The sequence below is a fragment of the Hanstruepera ponticola genome, assembly GCF_002940745.1.
Taxonomy (GTDB): Bacteria; Bacteroidota; Bacteroidia; order Flavobacteriales; family Flavobacteriaceae; genus Hanstruepera; species Hanstruepera ponticola.
Map to the genome: position 1 here is coordinate 2,209,189 of NZ_POTB01000001.1, position 23,702 is coordinate 2,232,890.

14 protein-coding genes are annotated in these 23,702 nt (G+C 33.3%); 12 read left to right on the plus strand and 2 right to left on the minus strand.

Features of this window, described 5'->3' with window-relative positions:
* From C1S72_RS10010 to C1S72_RS10025, 4 genes are all read left to right on the plus strand, one after another.
* Nucleotides 1-1,947: a glycoside hydrolase family 13 protein gene (locus C1S72_RS10010; RefSeq protein WP_104735461.1), complete on the plus strand. Its 1,947-nt coding sequence runs from the start codon at nucleotides 1-3 to the stop codon at nucleotides 1,945-1,947.
* Nucleotides 1,944-5,423: a TIM-barrel domain-containing protein gene (locus tag C1S72_RS10015; protein ID WP_104735462.1), complete on the plus strand. Its 3,480-nt coding sequence runs from the start codon at nucleotides 1,944-1,946 to the stop codon at nucleotides 5,421-5,423. The genes C1S72_RS10010 and C1S72_RS10015 overlap by 4 nt, the downstream gene beginning before the upstream one ends.
* 5 nt (nucleotides 5,424-5,428) lie before the next feature.
* Nucleotides 5,429-6,868, plus strand: a complete 1,440-nt coding sequence (locus tag C1S72_RS10020) for an alpha-amylase family glycosyl hydrolase (protein ID WP_104735463.1) — start codon at nucleotides 5,429-5,431, stop codon at nucleotides 6,866-6,868.
* Nucleotides 6,869-6,959: 91 nt separating this feature from the next.
* Nucleotides 6,960-9,332, plus strand: coding sequence for a GAF domain-containing protein (locus tag C1S72_RS10025; RefSeq protein ID WP_104735464.1), 2,373 nt, complete (start codon nucleotides 6,960-6,962; stop codon nucleotides 9,330-9,332).
* Nucleotides 9,333-9,350: 18 nt separating this feature from the next.
* Here the strand turns inward: C1S72_RS10025 and C1S72_RS10030 are convergent, their stop codons facing one another.
* The gene (locus C1S72_RS10030; protein WP_104735465.1) at nucleotides 9,351-10,631 is read right to left on the minus strand and encodes a Pycsar system effector family protein; all 1,281 of its coding nucleotides are present in this window, start codon (nucleotides 10,629-10,631) and stop codon (nucleotides 9,351-9,353) included.
* Between the two features lie 154 nt (nucleotides 10,632-10,785).
* On the opposite strand from C1S72_RS10030, the gene msrB reads away from it, so the two are divergent.
* The 7 genes from msrB (at nucleotide 10,786) to C1S72_RS10065 (ending at nucleotide 18,966) form a co-directional block, all read left to right on the plus strand.
* Nucleotides 10,786-11,247: a peptide-methionine (R)-S-oxide reductase MsrB gene (gene msrB, locus C1S72_RS10035; protein ID WP_104735466.1), complete on the plus strand. Its 462-nt coding sequence runs from the start codon at nucleotides 10,786-10,788 to the stop codon at nucleotides 11,245-11,247.
* On the plus strand, nucleotides 11,237-11,779 hold the full coding sequence (msrA, locus tag C1S72_RS10040; RefSeq protein WP_104735467.1) for a peptide-methionine (S)-S-oxide reductase MsrA: 543 nt from the start codon (nucleotides 11,237-11,239) through the stop codon (nucleotides 11,777-11,779). Before msrB ends, msrA begins: the two co-directional genes overlap by 11 nt.
* Complete coding sequence (locus tag C1S72_RS10045; protein ID WP_104735468.1) at nucleotides 11,776-12,024, plus strand: glutaredoxin family protein; 249 nt, start codon at nucleotides 11,776-11,778, stop codon at nucleotides 12,022-12,024. Before msrA ends, C1S72_RS10045 begins: the two co-directional genes overlap by 4 nt.
* Nucleotides 12,014-13,576, plus strand: coding sequence for a protein adenylyltransferase SelO (locus C1S72_RS10050; RefSeq protein ID WP_104735469.1), 1,563 nt, complete (start codon nucleotides 12,014-12,016; stop codon nucleotides 13,574-13,576). The genes C1S72_RS10045 and C1S72_RS10050 overlap by 11 nt, the downstream gene beginning before the upstream one ends.
* Before the next feature lie 24 nt (nucleotides 13,577-13,600).
* Entirely contained in the window at nucleotides 13,601-14,470 is an 870-nt protein-coding gene (locus tag C1S72_RS10055) for an acyl-CoA thioesterase (RefSeq protein ID WP_104735470.1), read from the plus strand.
* Nucleotides 14,467-15,156: a glycerophosphodiester phosphodiesterase gene (locus C1S72_RS10060; protein WP_104735471.1), complete on the plus strand. Its 690-nt coding sequence runs from the start codon at nucleotides 14,467-14,469 to the stop codon at nucleotides 15,154-15,156. The genes C1S72_RS10055 and C1S72_RS10060 overlap by 4 nt, the downstream gene beginning before the upstream one ends.
* Nucleotides 15,157-15,267: 111 nt before the next feature.
* On the plus strand, nucleotides 15,268-18,966 hold the full coding sequence (locus C1S72_RS10065; RefSeq protein ID WP_104735472.1) for a metallophosphoesterase: 3,699 nt from the start codon (nucleotides 15,268-15,270) through the stop codon (nucleotides 18,964-18,966).
* On the opposite strand, the gene C1S72_RS10070 is transcribed toward C1S72_RS10065, so the two are convergent.
* Nucleotides 18,963-19,769, minus strand: a complete 807-nt coding sequence (locus C1S72_RS10070; protein ID WP_104735856.1) for a hypothetical protein — start codon at nucleotides 19,767-19,769, stop codon at nucleotides 18,963-18,965. The two genes, C1S72_RS10065 and C1S72_RS10070, sit on opposite strands and share 4 nt — an antisense overlap.
* A 132-nt stretch (nucleotides 19,770-19,901) precedes the next feature.
* On the opposite strand from C1S72_RS10070, the gene C1S72_RS10075 reads away from it, so the two are divergent.
* On the plus strand, nucleotides 19,902-23,609 hold the full coding sequence (locus tag C1S72_RS10075; RefSeq protein ID WP_162919954.1) for a metallophosphoesterase: 3,708 nt from the start codon (nucleotides 19,902-19,904) through the stop codon (nucleotides 23,607-23,609).
* The last annotated feature ends 93 nt before the right edge of the window (nucleotides 23,610-23,702 follow it).

The window sequence follows — 23,702 nt, forward strand, 5'->3', positions numbered from 1 at the left end:
ATGAATCACGCTTATAAACTGCTTTGGGTACTTTGTTTTTGTATTTTACTATCGTGCAATAATAATGGCAAAGATGATTCAACAAATAAAGAAACATCAAATCCTATTGAAGTTTCTGGTAAATCTTTAAACCGTGTTGAACCACCAAATTGGTGGATTGGTATGAAAGATCAGGCGCTTCAATTGTTAGTCCATCATGATAACATTGGAAAAACTACACCTGAAATTTCATATCAAGGAATTACAATAGAAAAAGTACACAAGGCTAAAAGTCCGAACTACCTATTTATAGATTTAAGTATTTCAGAATCTACTAAATCAGGGAATTTTGATATAGTTTTTAAGTTAGACAATGGTGATGAAAAGAAGCATACTTACCAGTTAAAAAGTAGGGAGAAAAAACCTGAAGATTATATAGGTTTTAACAGTTCGGATGCTATTTATTTAATTACTCCAGATCGTTTTGCCAATGCCAATCCCGAAAATGATGCGTTTGATAATTTAAATGAAAAAGTTATTGACAGATCTGATGATTATGCCAGACATGGTGGCGATATACAAGGTATCACTAATAATCTCGATTATATTTCAGAGTTAGGTTTTACGGCTATTTGGCCATGTCCGTTACTTACTAATGATATGTATGAAGCTTCCTATCATGGATATGCTATGACTAATTTCTACGAAATTGATCCACGTTTTGGTACCATGGAAGATTACCTAACCCTTTCAAAAAAAGCAAATGAAAATGGCATAAAACTCATCATGGATCAAGTTGCAAATCATTGTGGTTTGGAACATTGGTGGATGAAAGATTTACCATTTGAAGATTGGGTAAATAATCAAAAAAACTACGAAGAAAATATAGATAATTGGAATTGGGAAACCAATATAGGTTCTAACCACAGACGTACAACAAATCAAGATAGTTATGCTTCCGAATATGATAGGAGAGGGAATAATGAAGGCTGGTTTGTAGCTGCCATGCCAGATTTAAACCAACGAAATCCGTTTATGGCAAAATACCTTATTCAAAATAGTATTTGGTGGATTGAAACGGCAGATTTAGGAGGTATTCGTCAAGATACGTATCCGTACCCTGATAAAGATTTTATGAGCGATTGGGCTGGAGCTATAATGAATGAGTACCCAAATTTTAATATTGTTGGTGAAGAGTGGAGTTACAACCCTTTGCTCATTGGTTACTGGCAAGAAGGTGCTCATAATAAAGACGGATATGATTCTAATTTAAAATCTACAATGGATTTTGCCATGCAAAAAAATATAGTAGATGCCTTGAATGATAATGAATCTTGGGATAAAGGATTAGTGAAAATTTATGAAGGCTTGGCAAACGATTTTGCTTATGCTTCTCCAAAAGATATCATGCTCTTTCCAGACAATCACGATATGAGTCGCGTTTTCACACAACTAAATGGCGATGTAAAAAACACCAAAATGGCTTTGGCGACTATTCTTACCTTACCAAGAACTCCACAAATTTATTACGGGACAGAAATTTTGATGGATGATTTCGATAAACCTGGTGATCATGGCTTAATTAGAACAGATTTTCCTGGAGGTTGGCAAGGAGATGCCATAAATGCATTTACTGGAGAAGGTTTGTCAGAAGAACAAAAAGATATGCAAGCTTTCTTAAAAACTGTGCTTAATTACAGAAAAAACAGCAAAGCTATTCATGATGGTAAAACAGTGCACTTTGCACCATTTTTGGGGACATACTTTTTATTCAGAATAATTGAAGGAGAAACCGTTGTTTTAATTTTAAATAAAAACGAAGAACCTATAACTATCGATTTAAAACGTTATACGGAAATAGGTCTTGATGGTAAAACAATGAAGAATATTGTAACAGGTGAAAATTTTATTTGGAACGACGCCATCACATTTAATAAAAAAGGAGTAATACTATTATCTACTAAATGAGAAACAAACTTGTAATCATACTTTTTCTATTAGCCTATTGTGTAAATGCACAAGTCACTTTTGTGATTAATGAGCTTCCTGAAGCGCATGATTTTAATAAAGACATTTACATTTCTGGAAGTTTTGAAGGTTGGACAGGTGGAAGTGATGATTATAAACTCTCAAAATCAGACAATCAATATTCTATAACGTTACCAAAAGAAAAAGCATGTAATGTCCTATTTAAATTTACATTGGGTTCTTGGGAAACAGAAGAATTAGATGTAAATGGAGACAAAATTGATAATAGAAACTATACGTGTCAAGAGAAACCTGAAACAGTCTATATAACCATATTGAATTGGGGACCAAGGGACTCTGTTGTTTCTTCAACTGCTCAAGAAAATGTTAAGATATTATCCGAAGACTTTAAAATTCCTCAATTAGATAGAGAACGCAAAATTTGGGTGTATTTACCACCCAATTATAAAACCTCTAACAAGTCTTTTCCTGTAATTTATATGCACGATGGACAAAATTTATTTGATAGTAGTACTGCTTATTCAGATGAATGGGAAGTAGATGAAACGCTAAACAGATTATTTAAAGAAAAGCAGGTAGAACTAATTGTTGTCGGAATTGATAATGGTGGTAATAAACGATTGGACGAATATTCACCTTGGAAGAATTCGAAGTATGGTGGTGGAGAAGGAGATCATTATATGGAATTTATTGTCAATACATTAAAACCTTACATAGACAGTAATTTTAGAACACGTTCAGACAAAGAAAACACAGCCATCATTGGAAGTTCTATGGGTGGACTTATATCATACTACGCAGCATTGGAGTATCCAGATGTGTTTGGTAAGGCAGGTATCTACTCACCATCTTTTTGGTTTTCACAAGAGTCTATAAGTTTTGCAAAAACTAAAGAAAAGCTTCAAGATTCAAAACTATACTTTTTGGCAGGTGGCAAAGAAGGTGGTAACACAGATTTCAATGAAATAAACCAGACCGTCAGAGATATGAATTCGGTTGTTGAGGTTTTAAAAAGTCAAGGTGTTCCATCAAAAAACATGTATTCAACAGTAATTCCTGAAGGTGAGCATAATGAAAAATTATGGAGAGAAAGCTTTGAAGAAACTATACTTTGGTTATTCCCAGAAGCTGTTCAGGAAAGGAAGTTTATTAAAGCAGAAATAAACAATAATCAGTTGGAAATTAAAGTTTCTAATGGAAAATATCTCTCTAAATTTTATTCACCTGAAATTATTGAAACCTCATTTATACCTGAAGGCGAAAAATACAATTCTAATTCACATGCCGTTGTTTTAGATAAAACATTTTCGAATGTAGATTTCACCGAAAGTGAATCACAAGTGGTTTTTAAAATGGATGATTTGACTTTAGTAGTTCAGAAAAATCCACTCAATATTTCCTATTGGTATAAAGGCAAAAAACTCACCGAAGAAAAAAATGGCTACTATAGAACAGATACTCACGAAAATATTGATTTTGCCTTAACCGAAGATGAAATTCTATTTGGTGGCGGAGCCAGAGCTTTGGGAATGAATAGACGCGGACATAGATTACAACTCTACAACAAAGCGCACTACGGTTACGAAACCGAAAGTGAGTTGATGAATTACACCATGCCAATTGTGATATCTTCTAACCAATACATGCTACATTTTGATAATGCACCAATTGGCTATTTAGATTTAGACAGTAAGAAAGACAACACGCTAACTTACGAAACTATTTCAGGGAGAAAGACCTATCAGGTAATTGCTGGAGACTCTTGGTTGGATTTAATAGATAATTACACCAATTTAACAGGAAAACAGCCTTTACCACCGCGTTGGGCTTTTGGTAATTTTTCAAGCCGTTTTGGTTACCATTCGCAACAAGAAGTTGAAGAAACTATTGACAAATTTAAAGAAGAAGACATTCCAGTAGACGCGGTAATTATGGACATTTACTGGTTTGGCAAAGACATTCAAGGTCACATGGGAAATTTAGAGTTCTATAGAGATTCATTCCCTTACCCAAAGCAAATGATAAAAGGATTAAGTGATAAAGGCGTGAAAACAGTTTTGGTAACAGAACCTTTTATTTTAACTACTTCCAAACGATGGGACGATGCGGTAGCAAAAAATGTTTTAGCAAAGGATTCCATTGGAAGTCCAGCTCGATATGACTTTTATTTTGGGAATACAGGAATTGTTGATGTTTATAATCCGAAAGGTAGAACTTGGTTTTGGAACATCTATAAAAGTCTCGCTGAAATGGGAGTAAAAGGTATTTGGGGAGATTTAGGAGAGCCCGAAGTACATCCTACTTGGGTTCAACATGCAACTGGAAGTGCCGATGAGGTTCATAACACGTATGGTCACGATTGGGCAAGATTGGTTTATGAAGGCTACAAAAAAGATTTTCCTAATCAAAGACCTTTTATTTTAATGCGTTCAGGCTCTTCTGGCTCACAACGCTTTGGACTCATTCCATGGTCTGGAGATGTTAACAGAACTTGGGGCGGATTGCAAAGTCAAACCGAAATTGCTTTACAAATGAGCATGCAAGGTTTGGCTTATATGCATAGTGATCTTGGGGGCTTTGCCGGTGCAAATTTAGACGACGAATTATATACTCGTTGGTTACAATATGGTGTGTTCCAGCCTATTTACCGTCCACATGCTCAAGAAGAAGTCCCAGCAGAACCAGTTTTTAGAGAGGAAAAAACCAAGCAACTTGCTAAACAAGCTATTGAGTTACGCTATAGGCTATTACCTTATAATTATACATTGGCTTTTGAAAATAACCAAACAGGAAAACCGTTAATGCGTCCATTGTTTTTTGAAGAACCAAATAATAATGAACAGTTAGTGAATGCTTCAACCTATTTATGGGGAAATGATTTTTTAGTGACACCAATTGTAAATCCTGAAATCACAGAAAAAGAAGTGTATTTTCCAAAAGATAATATGTGGTTTGATTTTTATACAGATGAAAACGTTTCAGGTGGACAAAGTAAAATGGTTTCAACATCCATTTCTACAATACCTACATTTGTCAGAGCTGGCGCCTTTATTCCATTGGCTGAATTGGTTCAAAGCACAGATAATTACAATTTAGACAGTTTTGATTTACATTACTACTATCATAATTCAATAGATAAAAGTGAAAGAACCTTCTACAATGATGACGGTTTAACCAAAAATGCCTTCCAAAAAGGTATGTATGAATTATTAGATTTCGAATCTGAAATTGAAGGTAAATGGTTAGAGGTAGATTTTGAAGCCGAAACAGGTAATAACTATCAAACAAATACAAAAAACATAAACGTAATTGTTCATAATATTGATTGGAAGCCAACAACTGTCAAAGTGAACGGAAAAAAGGTTTCTGTTAATTGGCAATCAAATAATACGCTTTCTATTCCAGTAACTTGGAATACTTCAAAAGAAATAGAAATAAAAATTAAACTAAAATAATAGCAATGAAAAAAACAGCAATTTTATTACTAACCTTATCAATATTAGCTTCATGTAAACAAGAGAAAAAAGTCGAAGCTATTGAAGAAATTATAACTGAAGAATCTTCAGAAATTCAACCTATAAATGATGATGTCTTAGAGTCAGCAGTTATTTATGAGGCCAATATTCGTCAATATTCCGAAGAAGGAACTTTCGATGCTTTTACAAAAGATATTCCACAGCTAAAGGATTTGGGCGTGAAAATTATCTGGCTCATGCCAATTAATCCAATATCAGAAACCAAACGTAAAGCAACAGGTGGTGATTTTGCGGATTTAATTGAAGATGAAACAGAACGTGCTAAAATGTTAGGAAGCTATTATGCAGTATCTGATTATAAAGCAGTTAATCCAGAATTTGGCAATATTGAAGATTTTAGAGAATTAGTTAAAACAGCTCATGATAACGGTATATATGTGATTTTAGATTGGGTACCAAACCACACAGGTTGGGATCATGTTTGGATAAAAGAGCATCCAGAATATTATGTAAAAAACGATAAAGGCGAAATTACAGACCCATTAAATCCGGACGGAACCTCTAAAGGCTGGGGCGATGTTGCTCAATTGGATTATACCAATATGGATATGCAAAATGAAATGATTCAAGACATGATGTACTGGGTTAAAGAAGAAAAAGTAGATGGTTTTAGATGTGACCATATTGAACCAACTCCGGTAGATTTCTGGAAGCGAGCAATAGCTGAATTAAGAGCCGAAAGAGCGGTTTTTATGTTAGGTGAAAACGATGACCCTAAATTCATGCAAGGTTCAGATTTGTTCGAGATGGAATATGGCTGGAAGTTTCATCATTTGATGAAGGATATTGTTAAAGGTGAAAAGCCAGTAAATGAGTTTTATAATTTAATGGATTATATTAATACTGCTTATGAAAATGATGACATAATCATGAATTTTGTGACCAATCATGATGAAAATTCTTGGAACGGTATAGTAACAGATCGTTATAAAGAGGCATCGGAATCTGTACTAGCATTAAGTTATGCAATTCCAGGTATGCCATTAATTTATTCAGGTCAAGAGTATGATTTAGCTCACCAACTCAAATTCTTTGAAAAGGATCAAATTCCAAAAGAAAAAGGAAAAGTATGGCCAGTTCTTGAAAAATTAGGAGAACTTAAAAATACAAATCCTGCTTTACATGGTGGAAAACAGAAAGCAGATTACGAGCCATTAGATTTGAAAAATGAACATGTTTTAAGTTTTAAAAGACACAAAGGAAACGACGAAGTAATTTACCTTGGCAATTTTTCTAACAAAGAACAAACGATATCAATATCTGAAAAAGGATCCTATAATGAATATATGACAGGTAAAAAATTAGAATTGAGCAATGAACCTGTAACTTTAAAACCTTGGGAATACATGATATTGGTGAATTAGTTTTTTTACATTCACATACCTGTTATTTTTGATGAAGTTTCTCGTCTAAACCATATAGTTGAAAATTTCGTATATTACTTAAATGAACAGGATGAATATTAACGATCAGATTGAGGCACCTTTCAAATTGCTTATTAGCTTTAATAGTGTTATTGAGCAATATGAAAATTTGCTAGATAGTCAAGATGAATCTTTAGCTATACGAGTTAAGCAGATTATGGCTATCGCAGAAGAAAACCCAATTTTAAGAGAAGGGTTTTCAGATCCTGAATTGATAAATACCTACGATAAGGAAATCAGTTTACTGTTAAAAGATGCCTTTAGTCCTATATTAACTAAAAATGAAATCAAAACAGCATCCATTCCATTTCAAGATTTTATTTTCAATTCATCTGAAAGATTTAAAAGTATTATAGAAACTGCTGGCGAAAACTTCGAGTTAAAAATGCAGAATATTCCAGAGCATGATTTTTATATAACCGCATGTACAGCAATTTTAAATTTTCGTTACGGATATAATCTAAATTTTAAGCGACCATTATACTATAAAATACCTGACGGAAAAGGCGTTTTAAGAACCTATAAAATATTATATAATGCTGATTTTACTGAGATTATTAAATCTGAAAACGCTCCCGAAATAACTGAAGCAGATTATTATGAACTATTAGATAATTTTGAAAACATTGAGCTTTGGAAACAAAAGTTTCCGCCGGAAAGTTATGTGTTCAAGGGATTCGTGATTTCTAATATTTTTGATGTGACTGATGATCAATCAATATCCAATATAAAAGCCACATTAATAAGACAAGATAAACGTAAGGACGAGAGTTTTATGAATGACTTTCATGAAATATTTCGATCCTTATTGAATGTAAAAGATTTAGAAGTTGGCTTTTCAATTTATAATAAAGAAGAAGATACTTTTGAACGTGTTTATGGTGCTGGAATGAACAGTTATTTGCTGGATGATTTGGATGTTAAGGAATGCGCAGATGCTTTATGTGAATGGTCATATGATAAATTGTTGAAGCAAAATCAATACATTTCAATATCTGATGTTGAAGCGAGTACAAAACAAAACAAATCTTGTGCGCCACATGTCAAAATACTATATAAACAAGGTATAAAGAGTGCTATTTTTGCTCCAATCGCTAATGATGACGAACTTATGGGTATTCTAGAATTAGTATCACATAAACCCAGAGTTTTAAATAGTATTGTTGCTAATAAGTTGGTAGATGTTTTGCCGTTTATTGTTTCAGCTGTTGAACGTTCAAAAGATGAGGAGCAAAATCTAGTAAAGGCAATAATTCAAAAAGAGTGTACAGCAATACATGACAGCGTTTTATGGCGATTTGAATCTGAAGCTAGACGATTCATTAAAAACGAAATGAATGGGAAGGAGGCTGTTTTTAATAAAATTAGTTTTAATAATGTCTATCCGCTCTACGGACAAATTGATATTCAAGGTTCCTCTGATGCTCGAAATGAAGCTACAAAACTAGATTTATTACAACAATTGGATTTAGCTAAAGGTATTTTGGAATTGGCTCTAGAAAAAGAACCCTTGCCAATCTATGAGCAATTTTTATTTCAAATTGAAGACTATTCAAAACACTTGAAAACAAATTTTCAAGTTGATAGCGAACAAAAGATAATTAATTTCTTTAATCAGGATATTAATCCATTACTTGATCATTTTAAAAATGATGAATTGATAGCTTCAGCTGTTGATAATTATTATCTTCATATCAATCGCTCAATGAATGAGGTGTATGAACATCGTAAAGATTTTGATGATACCATTTCTAGTATCAATAAAAAAATGGCTGCTTTGCTAGATGAAAAGCAAATTCAAGCACAAGCCATGTATCCGCATTTTTTTGAACGCTATAAAACGGATGGTGTTGAACACAACATGTATATTGGTGAAGCAATTACTAGAGAGGATAGCTTTAACGACATATATCTTTATAATTTAAGACTTTGGCAATTGCAAGTTATGTGTGAAATGGAAAATGCCTACTATCTGATGCGTCATAAACTACCAGTTGCTTTAGATGTAGCATCTATGATTTTAGTATTTAACAGACCGCTATCAATCAGTTTCAGAATGGACGAAAAGCAGTTTGATGTGGATGGTACATATAATGCACGATACGAAATAGTGAAAAAACGTGTTGATAAAGCAAAAATAAAAGGAACAAATGAGCGTATTACTCAAAAAGGGAAGTTAACCATTGTTTACTCGCACAAACAAGATGAACAGGAATATTTGAGATATATTGGTTTTTTACAAAACAAACAAATGCTTGACACAGATGTAGAGATTGTAGAGTTAGAAGACTTACAAGCAGTAACAGGTTTGAAAGCCATTCGTGTAAGTATTTTATACAGTAAAGATAAAAAGGATGAAGAGTTTTACACTTACGAAGATTTGATGACCGAAATTAGCTCTTAATCAATAACTCCTTTTGTTCTATATTACAAAGTCATTATTTTTTAAATGGCTATTATCATTGTAAGATGACGAATTCATAGTATCTTCAGGCAAAATCTCCTTAAATTCAGCTTCTGCTTCAGGGCTTGATTTTACAGCAAAACCAAAAGCAATTACTGATACAATTATGCCAGTCATAAATATGGTATAGGTAACTCTTAAAATACGATACTTGCGTTCTAAAACCTTACCTAAAAAATATAAATCCTTTGTCAATGATTTATAAACATAGTCCTTGTCCTTTAACAACTCTTCAATAGCCCATTCAAATTCTTTTAATTTCATTTTATGGAAATTTCCAAAAAAGGTGAGATTTACTTTTTGGTTCTCAACATCTTCTTTTGTGAACTCACCACTTGTTACATTGGGTCTTGTAGCCAAAATTGATAATATCATTGAAATAACACTTGATACTGTAAAAATAGCTGTTGGGTAAACTAGATATTCATTAGAATCTAATTTTGAAATTAAATTAGAAAGTACAAGCGATATAATAATGGCATTAACTGACAATAAGATGTTAGCTTTGGTATCCGCTATATCACTTAATTTAATATGATTTCTTAAGGCTACTCTGTAAAAAGTCTGTATGCCACGTTCTGGGCTCTCATTTTTATATTTAGCTTTATATTTAGCTTTAATCTCTTCTTTTTTTATTTTTTTCAATCGCTTTTTTTTGTCTTTTATCAATTTAGATAAATTTTTATCTTTTTGCGACTGCCAATTTTTTAAAGCATACTCCGTGTAAAATTGATGTTTTTCAGAAAGTACTCTGATGTTTTCATCAAGCCATTCAGTTGGAGAATATTCAGCAATATCTTGGATTTCTAATTCTTTTCTCAAAAACTCACTGGCTTCACTAAAGTATTTTTTTCCAAAATGTGAAGCATCAGCGTCTCTAATTATCTTGCCTAATTTAGAATGAGGAACGTCCTTGAATTTAGTGTCCATTATACAGGCGTTTACAGCTTCAATTGTTTTTTCATCCACATTATGGTCTTTCAAGAAAGTAGTAGCAATTTTCACACTTTGTTCCTCATGTCCTTCTCTAGTTTTGATATAGCCTGTATCATGAAATAATGCGGCCAATTCCAGTATTTCGGCGTCAGATTTATTAACTTCAGTATGTTCTATTATTTCTTTAATACTTCGTAAAACACGTTCAGTATGCTTGTAGTTATGATATAAAAAGGACTGGTCTAACTCATCCTTAAATAAGTTAAAAACATAATCTTGGGCATTCTCTACCAATTTAGACATATAGACTCTAGATTTTTGAAATGACAAATTACTAAAAAAATAAAAATAATGTAACGTAATAGCAAATACTATTAACTGTAAGGAAATTCAAAATGATTCGTCTATATTTATCCTTAAGCATATTATTAATTTAGAACAGAAAGGAAACTTTATTATGCTAACATGGAAAGATGTTATCAAATTTGCAGTTAATGGAAACCCAACTCCAGACAATCGTGTAGAAAAAACTGAAAATGAATGGCGAAAACTATTAACACCTGAACAATTTCGAATAACTAGGTTAAAAGGAACAGAGCGACCTCATAGTGGTGATTTATGTAGCACTTATGATGAAGGAAAGTACAATTGCGTTTGCTGTAACACACCCTTGTTCGATTCAACCATAAAGTTTAGTTCAGGTACTGGTTGGCCAAGTTTTACGCAACCAATTGCTGAAAACGCCATTAAATACGAAAAGGACGATTCATTTGGAATGGTTCGCGTTGAAGTTATGTGTAATACCTGTGATGCGCATTTAGGTCATGTGTTTCCTGACGGACCAGAACCCAGCGGACTTCGATATTGCATTAATTCTGAATCCATGATTTTAGATAAGGAGGCTCTAAATGACAACTAAAAAGTTACAACAGGCAACACTGGGAGGTGGTTGCTTTTGGTGTACTGAAGCCGTTTTTCAAGAAGTTGAAGGCGTAGAAAAAGTTATTTCAGGTTATTCCGGTGGAAATGTGCCAGGATATCCAATATATCGTGAGATATGCTCCGGATTAACTGGTCATGCTGAAGTCATTCAAATTACTTTTGATGCCAATACAATTTCTTTTGCAGATATTTTGGTGGTTTTTATGACAACTCATGATCCAACAACGTTAAATCGTCAAGGAGCAGATAGAGGTACGCAATACCGTTCGGTTGTTTTTTATCATGATGATGAACAAAAAGAAATTGCTGAAAAAGTCATAAAGCAACTAAACCCATATTACGAAAATTCTATAGTAACAGAGCTTTCGCCTTTAGATACTTTTTATAAAGCTGAAAAAGAGCATCAAGATTACTATAAAAATAATAAGGAACAAGGATATTGCTGTTTTGTGATTACTCCAAAGTTAGCTAAACTTCGAGCATTACATGCTGATAAATTGAAATCATGATATTAAAATTATATGGTTCTAAAGAGTGCCATAAATCAAACTATTATAAAACATTTTTAGAAACACGTAATTTAAGTTACGTGTTTCTTGATGTTATAGATAGTGAATCTAATGCTGAAGAATTACGTAACTTGTATGACAATAGAAAACTCAATTTTCCTACTATATTACTTGGTAAAAAGAAGTTGCGAAACCCTTCAGATTATGAACTCAATAAATGGATTAATAAATTAAATGAGTCTTAAGCTAAAAAACAAATTTACGGCTGAATTACCAGCAGATGAGAATTTAGAAAATTCAAGACGGCAAGTTTTGAATGCATGTTATTCTGAAGTAAAACCAAGAAAAACCTCAAACCCTGAATTAATTCACGTATCACCAGAACTTGCTGAAACACTTGGTTTTGAAAAAGATTTTATTCACTCCAAAGAGTTTTTAAACATTTTTTCGGGTAATAAAGTTGTTGAGGGTTCAACCTCTTACGCCATGTGTTATGGTGGCCATCAATTCGGGTCTTGGGCAGGACAATTGGGTGATGGTCGCGCTATAAATTTAGGGGAAATTGAGCACAAAAATAAATCATGGGTTTTACAGTTAAAAGGTGCTGGAGAAACGCCTTATTCTAGATCTGCCGATGGCTTAGCAGTTTTGCGCTCGTCAATTCGTGAGTATTTATGTAGTGAAGCTATGTACCATTTAGGTGTGCCAACAACTCGAGCCTTGTCTTTGGTATTAACAGGTGATCAAGTGTTACGCGATATTATGTATAATGGTAATCCAGATTACGAAAAAGGCGCAATTGTTTGTCGCGTTTCCCCATCTTTTTTAAGATTTGGGAATTATGAAATTTTCACCGCAAGACAAGATTTAGATACATTAAAAACCCTATTAAATTTTACAATTAAACATCATTTTCAGCATTTAGGAAAGCCATCAAAAGAAACATACATTCAGTTTTTTAGAGAAGTGATGGAACGTACCCTTTCCATGATTATACATTGGCAACGCGTTGGATTTGTTCATGGTGTTATGAATACTGATAATATGTCCATTTTAGGTCTAACAATAGATTACGGGCCGTATGGTTGGTTAGAAGGATTTGATTTTGGCTGGACACCAAATACAACGGATAGCCAGCATAAAAGATATCGTTATGGAAATCAACCAAATATTGGTTTGTGGAATCTTTATCAATTAGCTAATGCTTTATATCCATTAATTGAAGACCCAAAACCATTAGAAGAAATACTAAATGATTATAAATCAGTTTTTGAAGTGAAATCATTAGAGATGATGCGTTCTAAATTGGGATTAGAATTACAACAGGAAGATGATTTAAAATTAGTTCATGAATTAGAAACTGTATTGCAACTTTCAGAAACCGATATGACTATTTTTTTCAGAAATTTAGCAAACCTAAGAAAGGATGATTCTGAATCTGGAATACAGGTTATTGAAGATGCTTTTTATATACCAACTGACATTTCAGATAAAATTAGACAATCTTGGAAATCTTGGTTAAATAAATACAAAGAAAGACTTCAAGAAGAAACGTTAAGTGATAATGACAGAAAGACAAAGATGAATTTGGTTAACCCCAAATATGTATTACGAAACTATATGGCTCAATTAGCTATTGATGAGGCTGATAAAGGTGATTATAGGTTAATAAATGAATTATATACATTACTGAAGAAACCCTATGACGAACAATCAGAATATGCAAAATGGTTTGCTAAACGCCCAGAATGGGCTAGACATAAAGTTGGATGTTCTATGCTATCATGCAGCTCTTAATTATATTTGTACAAAAAGAATTTTATGACATCAGTAACTGATTTATTAAACATACTTCATCTAGATCAACAAGACGATAATACCTTTTTAGGAATAAGTAAAACGGTTGGTAGCCCTAATGTATTTGGAGGTCAAGTTTTGGCACAGGCTTTGAATGCTGCCTACCGTACCATTAAAAACGGACGTGTTTTACATTCTATGCATTCCTATTTTTTGGAGGCTGGAGATTTAGAATTACCTATCAACTACCAAGTAGGTATAATGCGAGATGGCGGAAGTTTTTCAGTAAGGCGTGTTACAGCAAGTCAAAATGGTAAAACCATATTTATTTTATCAGCTTCATTTCATAAAAATGAAAAGGGACATGAGCATCAAATTGAAATAAATCAAAACGTAAAAAGCCCAGAAGAATTAATGAGTTGGTCAGATTTATTAAAAACTTATGGTGAATTATTACCAAAGAGAACCAAAACGTTTCTGGAAATTCCAAGACCAGTTGATTTTAAACCAACAGTAATTAATAATCCACTTGAAAAAAAAGATTTACCACCTGTTCTAGACGTATGGTTTAAGTTAAAAGGTGATGTTAATGATTTAGACTTGGCGTTGAGTCAACAAATTTTGACCTACATTTCTGATTATAATATTTTGGCGGTTGCCATACAACCTCATGCTAGTAAAGCACATTGGGGAAATTTACAAACAGCTAGTTTAGATCACTCAATGTGGTATTATAGAGATTTTGATTTTTCTGATTGGTTACTATTCTCGTTAGAGTCACCTAACACCTCTAATGCTAGAGGCTTTGCAAAAGGCAATATTTTTACTAGAGAAGGTAAATTGGTCGCCTCGGTAGCTCAAGAAGGACTTATGCGACCTATGGTCAAAAAATGAAATCACAAATATTAAATATTGGTCATCGTGGCGCTAAAGGGCATCTAGCAGAAAACACACTTGAGTCTATTAAAAAAGCTTTAGAAATTGGTGTTGACGGTATAGAAATAGATGTCCATAAGTGTGCTTCAGGTGAGTTGGTGGTATTTCATGATTTTACATTGGATAGAATGACAAATGGTTCTGGTGAAGTTTCAAAGCAATCACTTTTACAATTAAAACAATTAAAGGTGTTGGGTAAGTATGAAATTCCAACATTAATTGAAGTTCTAGATTTGATTGCTGGTAAATATCTCATAAACATTGAGCTTAAAGGTAAAAACACAGCTTTAGGAACATTTGAAACCGTCATGGATTATGTGCAAAATAAAAGCTGGAAATATAATCAATTCATGGTATCTAGTTTTCAGCAGAATGAATTACAAAACCTATATAATCTTAATAAGAATATACCGCTTGCTGTTCTAACTAAAGCTAGTGTTTCTGATGCTATTCAATTTGCACTAACTGTTCAAGCTCATGCTATTCATCCTAATTTTGCTTTGGTAACCATGGACAATGTTAAGGCTGCTCATGATAAAGGCTTAAAAGTAAATACCTGGACAGTTAATGAAAAAGAAACCATTGAAAGAATGAAAAGTTATGGTGTTGATGGTATTATCAGTGATTTTCCCAATCGTTTTTAGAATCAAATTGTTTTAAAGGTCAATTTTATATTGATAGCATTAATACAAATTTGTTTTAGTGCTATCTTTGATTTTTTAGGATATTAAAAAAGGAAGCAATAAATTTTTTAAATGAAGAATTACAAGATTTTACTAACATTTTTAATTATAATAATTTGTAATTCATGTGCTACATTTAAAGCACAGTATAAGGACAACGATTACCAAGTAACTGCTTTTCCAGACAAGGAAATAGACAGAAGATTTTATTTAATAGGAGATGTTGGTGCAGTAAATGACCAAACGGAAATATTAAATGTTTTTAAAAAGCATTTAAAAGAAAATGCCACGTCAAGGGACTTTGCTCTTTTTTTAGGTGATAATAGTTATCCTAATGGTTTTCAACCAAAAGAATCAAATAAAAGACAATCCGCTGAAGATGCCATTAATAAACAAGTTGATGCACTTAAAGATTTTAAAGGGAAAGCCTTATTTATTCCTGGTCATTTAGATTGGAAAAAGGAAGGTGTAAAAGGTTTAAAGAGACAGGAAAAGTACATTGAGGATATTTTAGGTAAAAACCGTTTTCAGCCGGAAAATGGATGTCCTTTAGAAAGTATAGATGTAAGTAAATCAATACAATTGATTGTCATTGATACGCAATGGTATTTGGAGGATTGGGATAAAAACCCCACAATAAATGATGAATGTGAGATAAAAACCCGTGAACGCTTTTTTGTTGAGTTAGAAGGTGAAATTAAAAAGGCAGGAAACAGAACAATAGTTCTTGCCATGCATCACCCAATGTTTACTAATGGTATTCGTGGCGGATTCTATCCTACGAAAAAGCATATTTTTCCTTTTAACAATTATATACCATTACCTGTAATTGGCTCCTTAATAACACAAATAAAAACACAAGGTGGTGTTTCTACTCAAGACCGTTACAATGAACGTTATAATGATTTAATGCGTCGTCTTGAAACGTTGGTCTATGAGGAAGAAAAGCTTGTTTTGGTATCTGGTCACGAACACACCTTGCAATACATAGAAAATGAAACCATAAAACAAATTGTTTCTGGTTCAGGATCAAATGAGTCAACAGCTGTTCTGGCAAATAACGGTCTGTTTAGTTATGGAAAAAATGGTTTTGCAGAATTAACTGTTTTTAAAGATGGAAGTAGTTGGGTAAGGTTTTATGGTGTTAATGACAATAAATTAAATTTGTTATACCAAAAAGAAGTAATTTCACGTGTTGAGCACTATAATGTGTCCCAATTACCAGATACATTTCCAAACTATGCTGAAGTTTCAATTTATAGTAACGAAGAAACCGATAAGTCAGGTTTTTATAAATATGTTTTTGGAGATCATTACCGAAGCTTATACAGTACAAAAATTAAAGCCAAAGTAGCTACTTTGGATACCCTTTATGGAGGCCTTGAGATTGTAAGAAAAGGAGGCGGACATCAAACACGTTCTTTACGATTAAAAACCAAAGATGGTAGGGAGTTAAACATGCGTGCATTAAAAAAAAGTGCGACACAGTTTTTACAAACGGTTCTGTTTAAAGACACTTATATAATTGATCAATTTGAGGAAACTGCTGTCGAGGATTTCATTATGGATTTTTATACTGCTGCGCATCCTTATGCCTTTTTAGCAGTTCCAGATTTGTCTGATGCGGCGAAGATATATCATACCAATCCCAAGTTGTATTTTATTCCCAAGCATAAATATCTAGGGGATTATAACGCTGAATATGGCGGAGAGCTTTATATGATTGAAGAGCGACCTGAAGAAAATTATGCTAATGAAAGAAATTTTGGCTATGCTGATGATATTGAAAGTTCTCATGATATTATTGAGAAAATAAGAGAAGATGAAAAACATAAAATTGACGAATTAACCTTTATAAGAGCGCGACTGTTCGATATGCTTTTAGGTGATTGGGATAGACACCAAGATCAATGGCGTTGGGCGCAGTTTGATTTGGAAAATGGAGATAACCTATTCAAGCCTATTCCAAGAGACCGAGACCAAGTTTTTTCTAATTTTGATGGTGCACTGTTAGATGTTGCCAAAGTAGCAGCTGGAGCAGCAAAACAACTCCAGACTTTTGAAGAAGAATTAAAAGATGTTAAATGGATTAACAATGTTGGAATTCGATTGGATCGTGTGTTAATTCAGCAATCAGGTAAAAATATCTGGTTGGAACAAGCCGAACTTTTACAGGAATATATAACGGATGACGTTATTGATCAGGCACTTTCAAAAATGCCAATTGAGGTTCAAGACGAAACATTTCAGGAAATAAAAACAAACCTAAAAGCAAGACGTAATAGCCTTAAGGATATTGCAGAGCGCTATTATAATTACATGGCTGAATTGGTTGTTTTAACCGGAACAGATAAAGACGATTACATCGAAATTATTAGAGAAGAAAACAATAAAACGCGTGTAATAATATCCCGAATTATCGATGGCAAGAAAGAAGAGGTGATTGTTGATAGAGTTTTTGATAAAGCTATTACCAAAGAACTATGGGTTTATGGTTTAGATGACAAAGATATATTCGAAGTAACTGGAAATTCTAAAGGGCTTATTTTTACACGTTTAATTGGAGGACAGAACAATGATACTTACATAATCAAAAATGGACGTCGTATAAAAGTGTATGACCACAAAACAAAGAAAAATACTGTAGAAGAAAAAAATGGCGCGTCGTTCAAGTTTACCAACATGTATGATCTCAACCATTTTGACTTTAAAAAAAATATACTGCGCTCAAGAGTTATGACACCTAACATAGGGTTTAATCCCGATGATGGCGTTCTGATAGGTTTGTCTTATGCAAGTACCATTAAAGGTTTTAAACGAAATCCATTTTCGCAACAGCACAAAATTAAAGGAGGTTATTATTTTGCAACAGGAGGCTTGACATTAGATTACAACGGCGAATTTGCAAATGTGTTTGGTGATTGGAATTTAAGCATTGGAGGTTATTTGGCAACTGAAAATTTCACATATAACTTTTTTGGCTTTGGAAATGAAACTCAAAATTGGGATGATGATTTAGGTATGGATTATAACCGAGTGAGAACAGGCATTTATGGCGTGGATTTTGGTGTTTTAAAAAGAGGGCATTTTGGTAGTCAATATGGTTTTAAAACCATATTTCAAGGAATTGAAGTTGAAGACACCAATGATAGATTTATTACTGATGTTGTCCCAGCAACTAATTCTGAATTCTATGAAAGAATGTTTTTTGGTGCCATTGAAGGAAACTATAATTACAGCAGTTTTGATAGAAAAATAAATCCTACACGAGCCATGGCCTTTGATATTCATTTGGGAACAAGATCGAATTTAGAAGACATTGAAGATAATTATGGTTACTTAAATACTAGTTTGGGATTTTATAATGCTATTTCTAAAAACAGAAAACTTGTATTGAAAACAGATGCCAAAGCACAATTTAGATTTGGTGATAATTATACTTTTTATCAAGCTGCAAATATAGGTGGAAATAATGGGTTGCGTGGTTACCGAAATCAACGCTTTACTGGTCAACATGCTTTTATTGGTAGTGCCGATTTAAGATACAGTTTTAATTCGTTTAAAACAGGTATTTTGCCATTGCAAATAGGTGTTTTTGGTGGTTTCGATGTAGGTCGAGTTTGGTTAGATGATGAAGCATCAAAAAAATGGCATAATGATTATGGGCTTGGAATTTGGGTCGCTACTGCTGATAGTCTAGCAGGAACCGTAAATCTTTTTAATGGTAGTGATGGTTTGAGATTTTCCTTCGGTTTTGCTTTAGATTTTTAGTCTAAATTATAGGAATAGATATTCCCGCCATGACTTCCTTGTAGTTCGTCAGTAATTAACAATTGGTTTTTACCAAAGAAGCAAATGCCTTCTTTTTGTGAACTATGCTTAAAATCTAACATTTTTTTATTCCCTTTAAAAAAATCATCACCCTTAAAATTTGAAAAGTGCCAAGCTTTATCATGATTTAACAATACTATTGATTGACCATCTTCACTAATATCAGCCGATGTGATTTTAGAACGCTTACCAGTAATTTCAAATTCGGTCACCAGTTCTGCAGTATGCAAGCCTTCAATATTTGGAACTTTTATAACGAGACCTTTTTTATGCTCCTTACTGAAAATATAAAATTGGTTCCTAAAAAGAAAAAAAGCTTCAAAATCTTTGGACTTCATTTTTTTGGGTAGTTCAAAATCAATTTTTGTTGCAACTGCTTTATCTGAAATAGTATTAATGTTAGCTATTTTATAAATGGTAAAAACATCACGTTTTTTATTGTTGTTACCAAAATCACCAATATATATGGTATTTTTATTATCAGTAGTTAAATCCTCCCAATCTTTATTCTTTGCATTTGTTATGGTAATTTCACGTTCTACTTTTCCGTTAAAGTTTATGCCATATAAAACATTGTCGTTTCCTGCGTCTTCTATCAACCATAGTAAATCTGAATTAGGAAATTTTTCAACAGCACTTATTTCTGGAAGATCAGAAGGCAGGTCTGCAATCACATCAAGGTTACCAGTACTGCAGGAAATGAAACTCAAAATACCTACTAAAAGAAATTTTTTAATATGCAAATTCAATTTTTTTAGGGTAAATTTACAAATTATGAAAGGTTAAACAATATTATTACAGACCATCTTTGAATGAATTGGAGTAATGTTACGTGCCATAATGTGTATCTTTAGGTTTATAATAAAATGTAAAAAATGCCTATCCGATTTGTTTTTGCTTTACTGTTATTGATAACGTTTTCATGTGCTACTTATAAGCCACAATATACTTCAGAAGAATTCATAGCCACTGATTTACCTGCTAAAAAAGTTGAAACCAAACTATACCTTATTGGTGATGCTGGATATTCACCACCAAATAGCATGTCTTATGCCTTAACAGCTTTTCATAACTATGTTTCAGATAAAGATACAAAGGGGCATTATGCCATATTTTTGGGAGATAATATTTATCCAGAGGGTCTGCCAGAAAAAGGTCATAAGTATAGGGCATCTGCTGAAAATGCGCTCAATGGTCAGTTAAAATCTATAGAGAACTTTAATGGTATACCCATTTTTATTCCTGGAAATCACGACTGGTATTCAAATGGGTTGGAAGGTCTTAAAAGACAAGAAAAATTTATAGAGGATGCTTTGGGTAAGAACACGTTTTTACCAGAAGATGGTTGTCCTATTGAAAGTATTGATGTTAGTGATTCAATTCAGCTTATTATAGTAGATTCAGAATGGTATATTGAAAACTGGAATAAAAACCCAACCATTAATGATGATTGCGAGATAAAAACAAGAGAACGTTTTCTAGAAGAATTGGAAGGTGAAATTAAAAAGTCAGAAAAAAAGACTACCATTATCGCTATGCATCATCCAATGTACACTAATGGGATTCATGGTGGTTATTATCCAGCATATAGGCATTTGTATCCTTCTGCAAGTAAAATTCCATTGCCTATTCTAGCATCACTAGTCACACAAATAAGAACACAAGGAGGCGTTTCTATTCAAGATAGATTTAATGAAAGCTATAATGAATTAATGAACCGTATGGAAAGATTGGTTCTAGATTCCAAAAACGTAGTTATTGTTTCAGGACATGAACATTCGTTGCAATACATAGAAAAAGAAGGAGTTAAGCAGATTGTTTCAGGGTCAGGTGCAAAGGAATCTGTTGCGGCATTGGGAGAGAACGGTCTATTTAGTTATGGGAAACAAGGATTCGCTGAATTAATAATTTACGAGGATGGAAGTAGTTGGGTTCAGTTTTTTGGGGTTGAAAACAACAAACCTAAATTATTGTTTCAAAAGGAGATTATTCAACCTAAATCTGTTTTTAATGTCGAAGAATTACGTGAATCTTTTCCAGATTCCGTCGAAGTTTCAATTTACAGTAAGGGGGAGACTGATAAATCTGCATTTTTTGAGAGCATTTGGGGCGATCATTATAGGGATGTTTACAGTCAGAAAATTAAAGTTCCAGTAGCCACGTTAGACACGTTGCATGGTGGATTGGAAGTAGTTAGAAAGGGAGGTGGTCATCAAACACGTTCATTACGATTAAAAACAAAAGACGGAAGAGAACTTAACATGCGTGCATTACGAAAAAGTGCTACTCAATTTTTGCAAACTTCTATGTTTGAAACAACATACATTGGTGATGATTACGAACAAACTGCTGTGCAAAGTTTAATTCTAGATTTTTACACAGCAGCCCATCCATATGCTTTTATGGTCGTGCCAACTTTAGCCCATGCTGCGCAGGTTTATCACACTAATCCTAAAATATACTTTATACCCAAACATAAACATTTAGGAGATTTTAATAAGGAGTATGGTGGCGAATTATATATGGTTGAAGAGCGACCAGAAGAGAATTATTCAAAAGAAAGAAACTTTGGGTATGCTGATGATATTGAAAGCACTTATGATATAATAGAGAAAATTAGAGAGGATGAAAAGCATAAAATTGATGAAAATGCTTTTATCAGAGCGCGTTTATTTGATATGTTAATTGGTGATTGGGATAGGCACCAAGACCAATGGCGTTGGGCGCAGTTTGATTTGGACAATGGAGACAATATTTATAAGCCTATACCTAGGGATCGAGATCAAGTTTTTGCAAATTTTGATGGTGCTATATTAGATGTTGCGCGCTTTATTTCAGCATCTACTAATCAGTTGCAGGTTTATGATGATCAATTGAGCAATGAAGATTTAAAGTGGATAAACAGTGCAGGGATTAAATTAGATAGAGTTTTACTTCAGCAAGCAGATGAATCTAACTGGATAAAGCAAGCCGAATTTCTCAAAGACCACATTACAGATGACATCATAACGGAAGCTTTTGCCCATGTCCCAAAAGCTGTTCAAGATTCAACATTAACAGAAATAGTTGGTCACTTAAAAGCTAGAAGAGAGAATATGGTAGATATAGCAAAGCGTTATTACCAATATTTGAACAGTCTGGTTGTTTTGACAGGAACTGATAAAGATGATTACATTGAGGTTGCCAGAGCTGGAAATAAAGAAACACGAGTTAAAATTTCAAGAATAATCGATGGCAAAAAAGGTGAGGTTATTGTTGATAGAACCTACCATAGGGACACAACCAAAGAAATTTGGATTTATGGGCTTGATGATGATGATGTTTTTGAGGTTTCAGGAAAAGCCAATAATCTAATTTATACAAGAATAGTGGGTGGTTATGGTAATGATTCATACAATGTTAAAAGTGGTCGACGCGTTAAAGTTTATGATCATAAGTCAAAGGAAAATACTATTGTAAACAAAAAAAGATCGGTCATTAGATTTACAGATGTCTATAATCTTAATTTATTTGATTACAAAAAGCATATTACCAAAACCAATGTACTTTCTCCTGCCATTAGTTACAATCCTGACGATGGGTTTTTGTTGGGAGCTACAGTCACCATGACCAAAAATGGCTTTCAACGAAATCCATTTTCGCTTCAACATCGGTTTAATGTAGCTTATTTTACTGCCACAAGTGGATTTATAGTCAACTATAATGGTGAAATCGCAAATGTTTATGAAGACTGGAATATGATTATAGGCGGTAAGCTTACGACTAAAAATTACACGCAAAACTTTTTTGGCTATGGTAATGAGACCGTTAATAATGAATCAGAATTAGGTATGGATTTTAATCGGATTGGAACAGAATCCTATGCTGCACGATTTGGAATGGTTAGAAGAGGACCGTTTGGCAGTGATTATGGTTTTAGAACAGTTCTAGAGGGTTTTAAAATTGTAAATGACGCGAATAGGATTTTAAAATCTCTTGATACCGATTCAGATTTTTACGATATGAAATTTTATTCATCTCTTGAGCTAGATTACGATTATGAGAGTTATGATAATAAAGCAAATCCTACAAGAGGCATGAATTTTGGTTTGCATCTTGGAGGTACAACAGAACTTGAAGATGTTAAGAAGGTTTTTGGATATATTAATACAAACATGGGCTTTTATAACTCACTTACTAAAAATCGAAAATTGGTCCTAAAAACGAGTGTGAATGCCCAATTTAGAATTGGGAACGACTTCGAGTTTTATCAGGCATCAAGTCTGGGAGGCGATAATGGCTTAAGAGGTTATAGAAATGAAAGATTCGTTGGACAAAATGCTTTTGTGACAAGTGCAGATTTACGTTACACATTTAAATCAATTAAAACCAGTACGTTGCCGCTGCAATTTGGTGTTTACAGTGGTTTTGATTTAGGAAGGGTTTGGTATAAAGGCGAAGGCTCAAAAAAATGGCATAATGATTATGGTGGCGGTTTTTGGATTACTGCTGCCGAAAGTATTTCAGGTTCATTTAATTTATTCCATGGTGCTGAAGGTTTTAGGTTCACATTTGGATTGGGCGTTGACCTAAATTTAGATTGATTTTTAGTACATTTCAAAATTCAAACAGAAACAAGAAATTCACTTGAATAAAACATGCTTTGACGTTATTATAATTGGTGGAGGTGCTGCTGG

Excerpts from the sequence above, each read along its gene's own strand:
- C1S72_RS10010 (WP_104735461.1), top strand. The coding sequence starts at position 1 with ATGAATCACGCTTATAAACTGCTTTGGGTACTTTGTTTTTGTATTTTA.
- C1S72_RS10015 (WP_104735462.1), top strand. The coding sequence starts at position 1,944 with ATGAGAAACAAACTTGTAATCATACTTTTTCTATTAGCCTATTGTGTA.
- C1S72_RS10020 (WP_104735463.1), top strand. The coding sequence starts at position 5,429 with ATGAAAAAAACAGCAATTTTATTACTAACCTTATCAATATTAGCTTCA.
- C1S72_RS10025 (WP_104735464.1), top strand. The coding sequence starts at position 6,960 with ATGAATATTAACGATCAGATTGAGGCACCTTTCAAATTGCTTATTAGC.
- C1S72_RS10030 (WP_104735465.1), bottom strand. The coding sequence starts at position 10,631 with ATGTCTAAATTGGTAGAGAATGCCCAAGATTATGTTTTTAACTTATTT.
- msrB (WP_104735466.1), top strand. The coding sequence starts at position 10,786 with ATGCTAACATGGAAAGATGTTATCAAATTTGCAGTTAATGGAAACCCA.
- msrA (WP_104735467.1), top strand. The coding sequence starts at position 11,237 with ATGACAACTAAAAAGTTACAACAGGCAACACTGGGAGGTGGTTGCTTT.
- C1S72_RS10045 (WP_104735468.1), top strand. The coding sequence starts at position 11,776 with ATGATATTAAAATTATATGGTTCTAAAGAGTGCCATAAATCAAACTAT.
- C1S72_RS10050 (WP_104735469.1), top strand. The coding sequence starts at position 12,014 with ATGAGTCTTAAGCTAAAAAACAAATTTACGGCTGAATTACCAGCAGAT.
- C1S72_RS10055 (WP_104735470.1), top strand. The coding sequence starts at position 13,601 with ATGACATCAGTAACTGATTTATTAAACATACTTCATCTAGATCAACAA.
- C1S72_RS10060 (WP_104735471.1), top strand. The coding sequence starts at position 14,467 with ATGAAATCACAAATATTAAATATTGGTCATCGTGGCGCTAAAGGGCAT.
- C1S72_RS10065 (WP_104735472.1), top strand. The coding sequence starts at position 15,268 with ATGAAGAATTACAAGATTTTACTAACATTTTTAATTATAATAATTTGT.
- C1S72_RS10075 (WP_162919954.1), top strand. The coding sequence starts at position 19,902 with ATGCCTATCCGATTTGTTTTTGCTTTACTGTTATTGATAACGTTTTCA.